This window comes from Streptococcus pseudoporcinus LQ 940-04, from assembly GCF_000188035.1.
GTDB classification, from domain to species: domain Bacteria; phylum Bacillota; class Bacilli; order Lactobacillales; family Streptococcaceae; genus Streptococcus; species Streptococcus pseudoporcinus.
Genome location: NZ_AEUY02000003.1, coordinates 22,613 through 36,704, shown reverse-complemented (window position 1 = coordinate 36,704; position 14,092 = coordinate 22,613). Strand labels below are relative to the sequence as shown.

At 37.2% G+C, this 14,092-nt stretch carries 17 protein-coding genes; 5 read left to right on the top strand and 12 right to left on the bottom strand.

Going from position 1 to position 14,092, the window contains the following annotated elements; genetic code table 11:
* Positions 1-239: 239 nt before the first annotated feature.
* The 4 genes from rplS to STRPS_RS00480 all read right to left on the bottom strand — a co-directional run bounded on the left by rplS (position 240) and on the right by STRPS_RS00480 (position 2,768).
* The gene (gene rplS, locus STRPS_RS00495; protein ID WP_007894388.1) at positions 240-587 is read right to left on the bottom strand and encodes a 50S ribosomal protein L19; all 348 of its coding nucleotides are present in this window, start codon (positions 585-587) and stop codon (positions 240-242) included.
* A 134-nt stretch (positions 588-721) separates the two neighbouring features.
* Positions 722-1,939: a chloride channel protein gene (locus tag STRPS_RS00490; protein ID WP_007894137.1), complete on the bottom strand. Its 1,218-nt coding sequence runs from the start codon at positions 1,937-1,939 to the stop codon at positions 722-724.
* The gene (locus STRPS_RS00485) at positions 1,926-2,204 is read right to left on the bottom strand and encodes a chorismate mutase (RefSeq protein ID WP_007894162.1); all 279 of its coding nucleotides are present in this window, start codon (positions 2,202-2,204) and stop codon (positions 1,926-1,928) included. Before STRPS_RS00485 ends, STRPS_RS00490 begins: the two co-directional genes overlap by 14 nt.
* A 114-nt stretch (positions 2,205-2,318) precedes the next feature.
* On the bottom strand, positions 2,319-2,768 hold the full coding sequence (locus tag STRPS_RS00480) for a flavodoxin (protein ID WP_007894368.1): 450 nt from the start codon (positions 2,766-2,768) through the stop codon (positions 2,319-2,321).
* Between the two features lie 308 nt (positions 2,769-3,076).
* On the opposite strand from STRPS_RS00480, the gene yghU reads away from it, so the two are divergent.
* From yghU to STRPS_RS00460, 4 genes are all read left to right on the top strand, one after another.
* Entirely contained in the window at positions 3,077-3,856 is a 780-nt protein-coding gene (gene yghU, locus STRPS_RS00475; protein ID WP_007894121.1) for a glutathione-dependent disulfide-bond oxidoreductase, read from the top strand.
* A 184-nt stretch (positions 3,857-4,040) separates the two neighbouring features.
* The gene (locus tag STRPS_RS00470; RefSeq protein ID WP_007894332.1) at positions 4,041-4,475 is read left to right on the top strand and encodes a GNAT family N-acetyltransferase; all 435 of its coding nucleotides are present in this window, start codon (positions 4,041-4,043) and stop codon (positions 4,473-4,475) included.
* A gap of 8 nt (positions 4,476-4,483) precedes the next feature.
* Positions 4,484-5,416 carry a DHH family phosphoesterase gene (locus tag STRPS_RS00465; protein WP_007894155.1) on the top strand — a complete coding sequence of 311 codons (933 nt, stop codon included), beginning with the start codon at positions 4,484-4,486 and terminating at the stop codon, positions 5,414-5,416.
* A gap of 112 nt (positions 5,417-5,528) precedes the next feature.
* Entirely contained in the window at positions 5,529-5,789 is a 261-nt protein-coding gene (locus STRPS_RS00460) for a type B 50S ribosomal protein L31 (protein ID WP_003086121.1), read from the top strand.
* 209 nt (positions 5,790-5,998) lie between these two features.
* Here STRPS_RS00460 and STRPS_RS00455 read toward each other — a convergent pair whose 3' ends face one another.
* From STRPS_RS00455 to STRPS_RS00440, 4 genes are read right to left on the bottom strand one after another with little or no spacing between them, the layout of a single operon-like run.
* Complete coding sequence (locus STRPS_RS00455) at positions 5,999-6,406, bottom strand: PTS sugar transporter subunit IIA (RefSeq protein ID WP_007894265.1); 408 nt, start codon at positions 6,404-6,406, stop codon at positions 5,999-6,001.
* 4 nt (positions 6,407-6,410) lie between these two features.
* A complete protein-coding gene (locus STRPS_RS00450; protein WP_007894166.1) occupies positions 6,411-7,229 on the bottom strand; it encodes a PTS system mannose/fructose/sorbose family transporter subunit IID in 819 nt (272 codons plus the stop codon).
* Positions 7,216-8,097 (bottom strand): PTS mannose/fructose/sorbose/N-acetylgalactosamine transporter subunit IIC, encoded by an 882-nt coding sequence (locus STRPS_RS00445; protein WP_007894288.1) that lies wholly within the window; start codon positions 8,095-8,097, stop codon positions 7,216-7,218. Before STRPS_RS00445 ends, STRPS_RS00450 begins: the two co-directional genes overlap by 14 nt.
* A gap of 12 nt (positions 8,098-8,109) precedes the next feature.
* Complete coding sequence (locus STRPS_RS00440) at positions 8,110-8,613, bottom strand: PTS system mannose/fructose/N-acetylgalactosamine-transporter subunit IIB (RefSeq protein WP_007894113.1); 504 nt, start codon at positions 8,611-8,613, stop codon at positions 8,110-8,112.
* A 157-nt stretch (positions 8,614-8,770) separates the two neighbouring features.
* On the opposite strand from STRPS_RS00440, the gene STRPS_RS00435 reads away from it, so the two are divergent.
* On the top strand, positions 8,771-9,496 hold the full coding sequence (locus tag STRPS_RS00435) for a GntR family transcriptional regulator (protein ID WP_007894275.1): 726 nt from the start codon (positions 8,771-8,773) through the stop codon (positions 9,494-9,496).
* A 24-nt stretch (positions 9,497-9,520) separates the two neighbouring features.
* Here the strand turns inward: STRPS_RS00435 and lacD are convergent, their stop codons facing one another.
* The 4 genes from lacD to STRPS_RS00415 all read right to left on the bottom strand — a co-directional run bounded on the left by lacD (position 9,521) and on the right by STRPS_RS00415 (position 14,083).
* The gene (lacD, locus tag STRPS_RS00430; protein ID WP_007896043.1) at positions 9,521-10,498 is read right to left on the bottom strand and encodes a tagatose-bisphosphate aldolase; all 978 of its coding nucleotides are present in this window, start codon (positions 10,496-10,498) and stop codon (positions 9,521-9,523) included.
* Positions 10,499-10,501: 3 nt separating this feature from the next.
* Positions 10,502-11,677 (bottom strand): SIS domain-containing protein, encoded by a 1,176-nt coding sequence (locus STRPS_RS00425; RefSeq protein WP_007892745.1) that lies wholly within the window; start codon positions 11,675-11,677, stop codon positions 10,502-10,504.
* Between the two features lie 19 nt (positions 11,678-11,696).
* A complete protein-coding gene (locus tag STRPS_RS00420) occupies positions 11,697-12,419 on the bottom strand; it encodes a GntR family transcriptional regulator (RefSeq protein ID WP_007892770.1) in 723 nt (240 codons plus the stop codon).
* A 113-nt stretch (positions 12,420-12,532) separates the two neighbouring features.
* Positions 12,533-14,083: a zinc ABC transporter substrate-binding protein AdcA gene (locus STRPS_RS00415; protein WP_007892728.1), complete on the bottom strand. Its 1,551-nt coding sequence runs from the start codon at positions 14,081-14,083 to the stop codon at positions 12,533-12,535.
* Between the last annotated feature and the right edge of the window lie 9 nt (positions 14,084-14,092).

Below are 14,092 nucleotides of genomic sequence, written 5' to 3'. Positions count from 1 at the left end.
TGATATCCTTGTCAAAATTAAGCACGGCCTAAGAGCTATGCAAAAAGATGGTCTTTCCTATAGCCATTTGCCTTTTCGTCAAGCTTCCTATTTTTCGCTTTGCTATCTTGACGACCCTTGCATTCTAATAATTAAACCCAGGCTGAGACCTCGAAAATAGAAAAACTGCCACTGTGACATAGTCACGAGGCAGTTTTTCTATTTTTCTATCGACTTCTAGATACCTTTAGTATCTTAGATTAACGACGGACTTCTTTGATACGTGCTGCTTTACCTTGTAATGCACGTAAGTAGTAAAGTTTAGCACGACGAACTTTACCATAACGGATAACTTCGATTTTATCTACACGTGGAGTGTGGATTGGGAAAGTACGTTCAACACCGATACCGCTTGAAATTTTACGAACAGTGTACATTTCAGAGATCCCTTGACCTTTACGAGAGATAACAACACCTTCAAAGATCTGGATACGTTCGCGAGTACCTTCGACAACTTTTGCGTGAACACGTACAGTGTCACCAGCGCGGAACTCAGGGATATCAGTACGAAGTTGACCTTCAGTCAAACTTTGGATTAATGGATTCATTTTTTATTCTCCTATCTTACTAATCTTTAGAGCAACCTGATGACAGTCTAAGCGGATTAGCCGTAATTTCTATGTGTCCATCACACACAAAGCATATTTTAGCATATTTCACTAGACTTGTAAAGATAATTTCTTTACAAAATCAGTCTTTCCTGCTTACTATAGATACTATAGTTACGATTGAGACTATAAGCAAACACAAGCGCTAGAAAGAAAAAAACAAAATATTCCGAACCAAAAACTTCAAAGCCAATAAAAAGGGGCGCAAAAAAAGTATTTGTCGCACTGGCAAAAACACAAACATAACCAAGGGCAGCAACCATTTCAATCGGCAATCCAAAAAAGGGAGCTAACGCTGCGCCAAGGGAGGCCCCAATGGCAAATAAGGGAGTAACCTCCCCTCCTTGAAATCCAGCTGCAATCGTCACCACAGTCAGTACAAGTTTAAAGAACCAATCATAAGCCAAGACCTGCTTTTCACCAAAAGCCGCAGCTATTAAATTTGTTCCAAGACCACTATAGCGTCCAAAATGTAAGAAGATTAAAAGCAAGGATAATAAGAATCCAATAACCATAATGCGTTGATAGGGGTTCCCTAAAATGCGTGAGAAATAGATTTTAAGGTGTGCTAAGCTGACAGCGAAGATATTTCCTACCATCCCAAATAATAAACCCAGTATTATCATTTTAAGAAAGAGGTCTAGGCTTAGTACTGGAGGCTCTTTTAAAAGTACTGAAAATTTCTCTAAACCTAGGAAGTGGGTTGTCATCGAAGCTGTAAAAGCTGCGAGCGTTGCTGGTATAAGAGCTCTGAAAAAAACATGATCCAGTAATAACAACTCTAAGGAAAACAAAACTGCTGCAATAGGCGTTTGAAACAAGCCAGCAAATCCAGCTGACATACCGACCACCAAATAAAGACGAGACGCACTTTTAAACTGACTGAATTTTGAAAAATAATGTGCTAAGCTAGCTCCTATTTGGACAGCCACACCTTCTCTCCCCGCACTTCCGCCAAATAAATGCGTTATCCAAGTTGACAATAGGACGAGAGGAATTAATACAAGAGGAATTGTCTCTTCTTTTCCGTGACCAACCTCAAAAAGCAAAGACATACCAGCCTTAGCTTTTCCTCCAAAACGGTCATAAAGATAGACAATAAACAAGCCACTAACTGCTAAAAAAGGAATTAAGTATAAAAAATGAGTATCCCTATAAGCCGACAGTATAAGTAGACCTTTTCCAAAAACAAAATCTAAAAGGCCCACAAGAAGACCGATAAGAATGGCAAATAGGCTTAAAAATATGAGTTCTTGTTTTTTAAGTTTTGTACCTATGCTAGTCTTTATCATTAGCTAACCTCTGGTATTGATAAAGGCGAGAATGGGTCATAATAGACTCAAAGGTCTCTAAAATCGTTTTTTCATAATCAGCATTTTGAATATTCGTTGAAACCATTTCTAAAATACTTGTCTCCCGCTTCCGATTTAAAACGTCAATCTGTTCGCGTTTTTTATATGCCGCAATCTGATTAACCAAGTCCATTCGTTTCTCTAATAAAATAACTAACTGAGCATCAACAGAATCAATCTCCCGGCGAAGTTGCTCTAGATTCATAGATCTCCTACTTTCTTTTTTCTCATTTTTCTAAATTATAAGAAAAATCAGCTAACAAAACAAGAAAAAATACTAGGGATTCCTAGTATTCTGCTTTACCAATCGTATCTGTTACTAGATAGCTTCTACAGCTTCTGACATTTTTTTAGCAAAAAGTTCCAGATTCTCAATATCTTCCTCTTCAGCTGCTAAATCAACCTTAACAGAATCTGCTCCCTTTCTTGCACCAGTTAGGGCAAATTGTTCTTCAAATTCGTCTACTGATTTACAAAAATAATCATAGAAAGTATCGCCAGAACCAACAACACCATAAATCTTCCCAGACAAGTCTAAATCTTGTAAATCCTCATAGAAATCTACAATCTCATCAGGTAAGTCACCATCACCATAAGTATAAGTTGCAACAATTGCCATATCAGCATCTTCAAAATCTGAAGCTTCTACTGAGGTACATTCGTCAATCTCTACATCATGTCCAAGTTCTTGCAATTTACTTGCAACGATATCAGCAATTTCTTCAGTATTTCCTGTCATGCTGGCATAAACGATCTTTGCTAATGCCATAATTTCCTCCAAAAACTAAACTGCTCTTATTTTACCACACTTTTTTGAGAAAAGCATCTGCATTTTAAGTTCGCCTCTATTTCCTAAGACCTTAACTCAAGATTACTTAAAAAGAGATGGGCCTAGCCTTTATAATATGCTCTTTCTTGCACCCTGCTACTACCGATAGAAGCCATTGATGACATTTCCAGAAAAAGGATACTTCTTACATTAAGTATAAGCTTCCTCTTGCTTTGGCAATTTTATCTTTTGTTTTAGCTACTTCTTTTTGATATGATGAGATTAAGAAAAATGAGGAGGATAAATCTATGTCTGACTATCAACTACCCACCGTTTGGGAAAACACTGCTAAAGAAACTGATAACAATCAACCAACAGCCGGAAGCCGTTTTAAGCAAGCTATACCAAAGGGCGATGCACCTTTTCAATTATATACCTTAGGAACTCCAAATGGCATTAAGCCCTTAATTATGCTCGAAGAACTAAAAGAATTAGGCATTGAAGAAAGTCAATATGATGCCTTCAAAATTAAGATTGACCAAGGACAACAATTTGGCAGCGATTTTGTTGCTATTAACCCTAACTCAAAAATTCCTGCTTTAGTTGATCAGAGTACAGAGACATCAATTCGTATTTTTGAATCAGCTAATATCTTACTTTACCTAGCTGACAAGTTTCAGACTTTAATCAGCTCCGACTGGTCTACACGGACCGAAACACTTAATTGGCTCTTTTGGCAAACTGGTGCTGCACCTTTTGTTGGAGGCGGTTTCGGTCACTTCTTCCATTATGCTCCCGAGAAACTAGAATACCCCATTAACCGTTACACTATGGAGACAAAACGTCAGTTAGACCTTTTGGATAAAGAACTGGCTAACAAAACTTACATTGTAGGTCATGACTATAGCATTGCTGACATTGCTATTTGGTCTTGGTATGGACAACTCGCACTTGATGACCTCTACAAGGATGCGGGTACTTTCCTCAATGTAAGAGAATATCAAAACCTTCAAGCCTGGACAAAACGGATAGCAGAAAGACCTGCTGTTAAACGAGCTTTGACCCAAGAATTAACAGATATTAACTAAAAAGTGATGGTATTTCCCATCACTTTTTCTTGGGTAACTTTTTATAAAACTCACGCACCGAGTCCTTTAATCTATGATTCTATTTAACCGTTAATCTCTATCTATGCAAGATTTTTTCTAAATGAATGACTCCCTACAAATATGTTATAATATGACCATTAAGTAGGGTGAGGAGAGAAAAGCTATGTGGATGATTAAAAGTTTTAAAGAGCTTAGTAGGGAGCAACTATTTGCGATACTAAAAGCACGGGTAGATGTCTTTGTTGTGGAGCAAGACTGCGCCTATCCAGAAATTGATGACCTGGATAAGACTGCTATACATCTTTTTAAAATAGATGGTTTTGAACAAGTAATAGCCTATTGTCGCCTAATTCCTACTAAAAGTGAAATCAAACTAGGACGTGTTTTAGTTGGAAAGTCTTATCGTAAGTCAGGTCTCGGACGTGATTTAGTGAGTTACGCTTTAAGCTATTGCGCCAAGGAGTATACCATGAAACCAGTCTATGCGCAAGCACAAGCCTATCTAGAAAAATTCTATAATTCTTTTGGATTTTACAGTACATCAGAGGTTTATCTTGAAGATAAGATTCCCCATATTGATATGATTAAAATAGATTAGAGGATAACATGACCATTTACCAACAAATTTTGGATGAAATTATAAAAAGTGAGACAATTATTATTCATCGCCATCAAAATCCCGATCCAGATGCCATTGGCAGCCAAGTCGGCTTGAAAGAATTGATTTTAGCTAATTTTCCTGATAAGAGGGTATTAGTAACAGGTTTTGATGAACCAAGCCTGGCCTGGATTGCACAAATGGATCATGTCACTAACGACGACTATCATGATGCGCTTGTGATTGTGACGGATACGGCAAATCGTCCTAGAATTGATAATCCTAATTATTGCAATGGAAAAAAATTAATCAAAATTGATCACCATCCTAATGACGATGCCTATGGTGACATCTCTCTAGTTGATACTAATGCCTCAAGTGCCAGTGAAATCATTGCTGATTTTGCTTTTAGTCTCAATTTGACATTAACCACCAAGGTTGCTTCCTTACTTTATACAGGAATCGTCGGCGATACAGGACGTTTTCTCTACCCAGCAACGACTGCAAAAACTTTCCGCATTGCCGCTAAACTTAGAGAATATCAATTTGATTTTGCAACCATTTCACGCCAAATGGATTCTTTCCCCTTCAAAATTGCTAAATTACAAGGCTATGTCTTTGATCATCTAGAAGTTGATCAACATGGCGTTGCGCGGGTAGTTCTGAGTCAAGAAACCTTAAAAGCCTTCAATATTTCAGAGGCTGAAAGCTCCGCTATTGTTTCTGCACCAGGCAAAATTGATATGGTTACCGTTTGGGCCATCTTTGTTCAGCATGAAGATGGTAGCTTCAGAGTACGGATGCGCAGTAAAGAAAAAACGATTAATCAGATTGCCAAGGCACATGAAGGAGGAGGACACCCTTTAGCTAGTGGTGCTAATTCCTACAGCTTAGCAGAAAATGAACAGATTTACCGAGAAATGCAAGCACTCTTTGATTAGTCATTTTTTAAATTTAAGTAAAAGGCTTGTCAAAACAAGATAAGTTTGATAAACTAGACTAGTTAATAACTATGGGCAAAAGCACCATGGCAGAAAGGAAATTATTTTTAAGATGAGAAAAGACATCCATCCAGATTATCGTCCAGTTGTATTTTTAGATACAACCACAGGTTACCAGTTCCTTAGTGGATCTACTAAGTCAAGCAACGAAACTGTTGAGTTCGAAGGTGAAACTTATCCACTTATTCGTGTAGAAATTTCATCAGATTCTCACCCATTCTACACAGGACGTCAAAAATTTACACAAGCAGACGGACGTGTCGATCGTTTCAACAAAAAATACGGTCTCAAAGATGCAAACGCAGCAAAATAAGTCACAAACATACAACCACTTCTTCTCAGAAGTGGTTTTTTGCTATCAAAAATCCCTCAATTTGAAGTCCTAGGCTCTTAGAATAACTAATAACAACTTGGTCTTCATTAGGCAACAGCTCACGCCAATCTTACCAAATCATTTGTTAATGTCATTAATACTCTCTAAAAGCTAGTCTCATTAAATCTCTTTAATAATGAGACTAGTACTTAGACTTCATCTTCCTCATCATTTTTTTGCTCAAGTAAGGCATTGACAAAATAAATGTTTTCTTGAGCAAAACTCCTAAGATCAATATCTTGGTCCAACATTTGACTATTTAGAAAAGCAATTATCATAGGCATATTCATTCCCGCATAGAGTTCAAAGTGATGACCAGCCATCAATAACTGCGTAGCCACATTACAGGGAGTTCCTCCCAATAAATCAGCAAAAATAAGGAAGTCACCTTCAAGCTTATTAATGATTGTTACCAATTTTTCCCTAAACTCTTCTGCTCCTTCGATAGTTTCTAAGCCTACCGAAAAAATAGTATTTTGTGGTCCCATTATCATTTCTGTTGATTTTTTAAGCTCGTGACAAAAATGCCCGTGGCTAACTAAGATAAGATTTTTCACTCTTCTAAACTCCTAACACTTTGAAATAAGCCATGATAATGGCAAAAATAATAATCGCAAATATGGCTTTTGTTGGTGTCATGCCTTTTCGACCAAGGAGCCAAAAAACAGCTCCGGTAAAAATAGCTGGAAGTAAACGTGGAAAGATAGTATTTAGTAAGTCTTGAATATCAATTACTTTTGAACCGATTTTGGGAGCTGCTGTCACTTTAAAATTAATCATTGTAGCAATCAAAGCGCCTACCATAAAGACCCCCATAACGGAAGCGGCATCAACCAAAGAAGATAACTTATCACGCATGGTTGTGACTAGCTTTGTTCCTTCTCTATAGGCAATTTCCAGCTGTTTCCACCGAAAAACATTGATTAGTATTTGAACACTAACCCACATCAAAATACCAATAATCCCTGACCATATACCGTCTTTTGCTAAACCAGCCGCAATTGAACCCATAATTGCCGGGATTAAAGAAACAAAGACAGAATCCCCAATTGGTGCAAAGGGGCCCATCAATCCCGTTTTGATTCCATTTACAGCATCTTTAGCTTGGAGACCTTCACTTTCTTCCAGTGCCAAATCAATACCTGTAATGATGGTATGAAAAAAATTTGAAGTATTGAAGAATTGGGTATGAACGGTCATCATTTCTCTTAACTCTGGACTATTATCACCATATAACTTACGCAATTGTGGCAAAATCATATAGAGATAGCCGGACCCCTGCATCCGTTCATAATTCCAACCCCACTGGAAAGTAAATAAACTTCTTTTATTAATCTGTTTAAAATCTTGTTTACTTAATTTATAATCAGATCTCATCATCTTCAATTTCCCCACTTTCAGAAACTTGAATCCTTTGTTCAACTATTGGTGTTTTTTGATTATTTTTATAATGTAAAGTTGCTAAGCAGGCTCCGATGATAGCAATCCCAATCATTGGCAAACTTTTATATGGAGAGGCATCAAACCCTTTGGATACAGTCGTTAAAGCAGTGCTAACAGTTTGCAAATTAGTATAAACTACTGTTAACATTGCCGTTATGACAAAACCTAAAGCTAAGTAGTGACTATTCCGTTTTACTGGTAGATAGTGTAAAAGGATGGCAAAACCTAAACCAGGTAGCATTTTACCAGCCAAAGTTAAACCATTAGCTAACCATTGATACTGTTGAATACCGTTAACCAAGGATTGGACAAAATGGCCACCAAGTGTAATCGCCAAAAAGACTGGCAAAGCCCTAGATAAGGCCCAGGGAATGGCTCCCATTAAATAATTTCTTTCGATTCCTTTGTAGTTATGATTCTCCACATGAGTATCTATTCTATGTGCAAAATAGGTTGTTGAAAAGCGACCTAAAATATCAGTATATACCATTAAAGCTGCTACTGGCACTGCAATAGTTGAAATAGCGATTTCTGGTTTAATTCCCTGTGAAACCGAAAAAGCTGTCGCAATCACCGCACCTGAAGTTGCATCAATCCGTGACGCCCCACCAAAGGTTCCAACACCTAGAACCATCAGTTGAAGGCTACCACCAATCCAAAGACCTGTTTTTAAGTCACCCATTATTAAACCAGCTATAAAACCAGCAAAGACTGGTGATCCAGCTGAGGAAACAATCGTTAATTCATCAAGAATCTGATATGCTGAATATAAGGTTAATAAAAGTATTTGCCACCATTGAATCATTTGAAAATCCTCCTAGTTATGATGAGATTCCTGTCTTACTTTATTGAGCAATGGCATAAAATCTATAGCTGTATCACTTGGCACCATCTGTGCAGTAAGCATTGTTCCGGTTTTAGCAATAGCGTCAAAATCATTGATATCCTGTTTCAGAACATTTATTGAGCGGGTAACAGATATTGTCTCAGCTGATTGGGACATATTTCCCACATTAAGATTCCTAAGAGCGACACCTCTATTAATAAGTTCTAAAAAACGATCTGGTTTTTTAGCCACAATTAGTAAGCGTTGAGAATCATAACGGCCAGCTAAAATATTGCTAGCAGCTTTTTCAACGGTTAATATGGATAATTTAACACCCGCTGGAGTGGCTAATTTCAAGGCTGTTTTTTCTAACTCATTAGTGACAATTTCGTTATCTATAACCATAATTCTTGAAATATTCAGTTTGGTTGTCCATAAATTAGCGACCTGACCATGGATCAAACGCCCATCAATTCGTGTTGCAATAATTGTCATCATATTCTCCTATTTTCTATAATAGTTTTTTGGTAAGCGTTTCCATTTTTACCAATAAATAAAGTACAGCAATTAGTTTTGTAATATCATAGCTTTTTATAACATTTTCGGTATAATTTTAAGTAAGAAGCTGACGGAAATGGAGTAAAGGTAACCTATGCAAGCTAAAAAACCCAAGTATCAAGTTATTAAAGAAAATCTTTATCACCTCATTATGTCAAAACACTATAAAAAAGGGGACTTATTTTTCACTGAAGCAGAATTAATCCAAAAATATAAGGCCAGTTCCATAACCATAAAACGCGCTTTAAAAGAACTTGAAAATGATGGCTTCATTAGCCGTAAACAGGGCCTAGGAACTTTTATCAAAAAAACCAGTAAAGATAAAGTGGTTCACTTTTCCTACACCAACAATACGTCAAACCATCAAGAAGATGTTTTTATTTTAAGTTTAGAAAAAGGAAACGATCCTTATTATTTAAGTCTTTTAGGTCTCCATAAGACTGAGCACTATTACACTTTGTCACGTCAAAGATGGATAGACAATGAGCCTTATCTGTTTCAAAAATCTTTTATCCCACACGATTACATTGCCAACCCCAAGGCAGATTTATCTTCCTATACTTCTGTCTATCAACGCTTTTTTGAAGATTTTAAGATTCAAATGGCTGAACAAGATTTTTCTCAGAAAACTGATTTAACCCTTGATTATAGCCATGAAGTGGCTGAGTTTTTACAATTGGATAAAAAACAACCTTGTGTTCGCCAACTTAAACTAACTAAAGATAAGATATCACATCGCATTTTGGAATATGCAGAAGTTTATAAAAATTGGAAATTCTTCCAGTATCGCATTAATTCTCTTCACTATGATTGGGATTAAGACCTCCTTTATGAAACCATCTTCTTATATTTTTTCTGTCCAAGGCCTTGCTGTTTTAGCTAACACGTCATTAAGTGCTTCAATATTCCTTACCCCTTCTTGCCTTAGCCATTGACGGGCTGCTGCTTCACCTTCCTTGATATAGACTGGAACAGCACCTGCCCAGGTGGCACGGCCACAAAGAACCCCATTAAATTGTGCTCCTGCTTGCGCCGCAAAGCTTAAGGTTTCTTGGAATAGCTGAGCTGATACTCCTGCACTAAGGTAGATGTAAGGCAAGTGACTGGCTGCTGCTTGCTCTTTAAAAACTTGCGCCGCTTCTGCTTGGCTATAAAGAATTGGTCCTTCTGTAAAGCCTTCAACATAAGCCATATTAAGAGGAACTTCCACTTTCAAAACATCAATCCCATACCGCTCAGCTGAGAAGACTTTCATGGCTTCATTAACTTTATGGGCTTTTACCTTGGCAAAGTCAATACTGCTATTATCACTCATTTTTTCATCATAGGTCAAAATTTCTAAGAAGAAGGGGAGGTCTTCTGCTTGACACTCTGAGCCGATGCGTTCAATGTAGGCTTTCTTTTGGCGGTTAACAGCCTCATTGCCATCAACATCATAATAGAGAAGAAACTTGATAGCATCTGCACCAGCTGCCTTAAGCCCCTTTACCGACCAGTCTTCTAAACAGTCTGGCAGGCGACTACTTGTTTTGGCATCATAGCCTGTTTTTTCGTAAGCCAGTAACAAGCCTGCTTTTTGATCTTTAACTGCAATGGCTGGCAAGCCATACTCTGGGTCTAGGAGAATTGAAGAAGCATAGGGGGTTAATTCTTCAGAAACCAAGCGCTTTAAGGTCACTATGTGATCAACTGTTGGCTCATTATCTTGATGGCTGGCCATCATTCGTTTTAGAGCACCGCGTTGATCAAAAGCCAATGCAGAAATTATCCCATCACGGCTTACTTTTTCCAAGTAGGCCTTTTTATTTGATGTAAGCATCATCTTTTACTCCCTTAAATAATCGTATATCCTCACACCTTTGACAACACGATTAACTGTTCCGCTTTCAGAAGGAGTGTCAGGTAAGTTGTTGACTTTTATGGAGGCTAGTAGCGCAACTGTTTGGGCAAAAACTATCATAGGAAAAGCCAAATAAGCATCGGGCAAGAGGAAATCCGAATTCAGAACAACATTTTTACCACTGAAATTTTTCTCTTTTCTCTGGCCTATGGCAATGGTTGACTGGGCAATCTGATCACTAGCAATTTCTTCTAAAATATCAAGATCATATTGCCTTGTGTAAGTATGATTATTAACGAAACCAAAAACAACCGTCTGTTCATTAATAAAAGATTTTGGGCCATGCCTAAATCCCATAGAGGAGTCATAAAGAGTTGCAATTTTGCCAGCTGTCAATTCTAATATTTTTAATTGCGCTTCTTGTGTTAATCCTGCTAAAGATCCCGAACCTAAGTAGACTATGCGATGAAATGGTTTCTTCATTAAGTCACTGATTTCTGGTTCCCTATTAATAATGTCTTCAGCCATTCTTTTCATTTGTGTGATAAAATCTAATTTTTCCTCATTGGTATGAGCCTTGTCAAAGATTAACAAAGCTGATAACATCATACAAGTAAAACTCCCAGTCATGGCAAAACCGGCATCATTTGACCGAGGAGGCATTAGAAGTAAGAAATGACGCTTATCAGCTAGAGCTCTTTGGGCTAACTCCCCCTCCTCTGCGCAGGTAATCGTTAAATGATAACAATTAGCAACTAACTGATTGGCTAAATCCACTGCTGCAATACTTTCTGGGCTATTACCACTTCTTGCAAAAGAAACCAGTAAGACGGTATCTTCCTCATAAAGGTAATAATGAGGAGCAGACACAAGATCCGTTGAAGCAATACTGTAAAAAAGAAACTGCTCACGTTGCCCATAGGTTTGTAAAAATGACCAAATGCTATTACCCACATATTCGGAGGTTCCAGCTCCTGTAAAAATGACTTTAATCTTTGTGTCAGCGCTTTCAATAATCTTGTTTAAAAAAGAAGAAAGCTCTTCTTCTTTATCCAAAAATCGCTGATAGACTTGCTCCCACAAATCAGGTTCTTGTTTAATTTCCTTGGTAGTAACGGCAGCTCCCAATTGATTAAGCTCTGGCTCAGTTAATTGAAACATATTGACCTCCTAAAATCTTTTATTGATTGGGTTGATGAATAATTCTATAGGTAAAATGATCAGCTCTGGCAATTGAAAAAGTATGCTCTATTAAGAGATTTTTATCATTGTAGGTTTTTCTTATCATATGCAATACAGGGTCACCTTTCTTTATACCTAGTAAGTGGGCCTCATAATCAAGGGCGATACTAGCATAAAACTCTTCTTCAGCAAGTCGAATCTGCTGATGGTAATCTTCAGCAAAAATATCATATAGGGGTTTTTGCAATAGCAAGTCCTTGGATAAATCATTGAATAAGGTGGCAGGAAGATAGGATCTCTCAAACATCATTGGCTCGCCATCTGCTAATCTCACCCGTTCCAGCTCAAATGCTTCACCTTCTGTATCCATGTCTAAAAACTTTTCCAGATAATCTTTTACAGCTACTTTTTCAAAAGAAATGATTTCAGTTTTTGGTTCCTTTCCAATTTTTTTCATCTGCTCAGTAAAGCTATAAGCAGTCGCTAAATCTGTTAAGGGCTCCTTCAATTTTGAAACATAGGTTCCCTTACCATGAACTTTGTAAATTAGACCACGTGATTCTAACTCCCTCAGAGCTTGTCGAACAGTTATACGGCTAACAGAATAGCTTTCACTCAATTCTCGTTCTGACAATAACTTCTCATGAGGGGCCATATCTTTTCTAATCTTTACTTCAAGTTGATCGACTAATTTTTGATATAATGGTTGATTTTTCGTCATAGAATTCCTTTTTCTCTACTGGTTATAACCACATAAAAGTATATTATACTAAGTTGGCTTTGTCAAGAAAAAAAGAACTGATTATTTTCAGTTCTTTTTAATGGTGAGCTATATTAGTGGGCATTAATCTCTTGGGCAATTTCACGTCCTGATAAATCAGACTTGTAGTATGTTGGCCAGTGATCCCATTTTGATGCAATCTCGTCATGGCCTTGAGCTCCCCAATAAAGATGGAAATGCTCTGCTTTATTTGGTGCTATTTCATGGTCACTAAATTGTATATATTTAAATTCACCTGCATCTTTTTCCTTAGCTTCAAACATGTAGCGAACACCACGATTGCCTTTTTCGTAAGTAATGATTTTTTTACCAGAATAGCTATATGTAAAAGTTTTCTTATCATTGCCACGCTCAAAAGTAATTGTTGATTTCTTACCATTAATTTTAATGGCAGTAACGTCAGTCTTGTAGCCAGCTTCGTAATAATCTTTATATTCTTTCGCTGTCATTTTTCCTTTTGATTTTTTAGCTTTATAATCCATAACTTGATCTAAAGTACCATCTTGTAAATAAGGATAGACAGACTGCCAACTACCAGACCAATCACTTAGCTTACGGTCCTTCACAGCACTATCTTTGAAATAGCCATTGTAAACTGATTTACTCTTATCTTCTTCAGGTTTAATTTCCTTGCCATCTCGTTTGGTTGTTAATTCTAAAGCTTTAAGGTTTTCACGCATAACACTGAAATAATCCTCACCAGCCTTAATTTCTTTTTTCGTTAAGCTTTCAAGCGGACTTAGAACAACAGACTTGACACCTGCTTCCTTAGCAAGGGTTTTAGCAACTTTACTTGAAGCATTCTCTTCAAAATAGATATATTTGATGTCATATTTTTTGACATATTTTGAAAGTTCAGCTAAACGTTTTGCTGAAGGTTCATTTTCTGGAGAAACACCATTAATAGCAATTTGATTTAAACCATAGTCAAGTGCCATATAGCCAAATGCAGCATGTTGCGTCACAAAACTCTTTTGTTTTGCTGAAGATAAAGCATCACTATATTCTTTATCTAGCTTTTTCAATTTTTCAATATAGGCTGCTGCGTTTGATTTGAAAACATCAGCTTTCTTAGGGTATTTCTTTGAAAGTGAATCGCGGATATTTTCAACGACAGTAATGCTACGATATGGAGATAACCACACGTGTGGGTCAAATTTATGACTATGACCTTCTTCATCATGATGGTCATGACTTTTTTTGCTGTCTTCATGTTCATGATGGTGTTCCTCACCTGAACCAGCAGCCAAAATCATTGAGCCTGTTCCCTCAATGTAATCAACTTTATCTGATTTAATTGATTTTTTAACCTTTGGAATCCAAGTTTCCATGTTATCATCCATGTAGACAATCACATCTGAATCTTGAATCTTTTTAACATCCTTAGTTGTTGGCTCAAAATCATGAGGCTCTGTTCCAGCCTTCATTAACATGGAAACATCGCCATCATTCCCTACTATCCCTTTAGTAAACTCATACACAGGATAAAAAGTGGTCATTACCTTAACTTTAGTATCTTCTGCTTCTACTTGCTTAATTTGACTTAGTTGCCACGCTGATGTCAACCCAACAAAACTCATCATTAAAAGAATTTTCTTTTTCATGATTCCTCC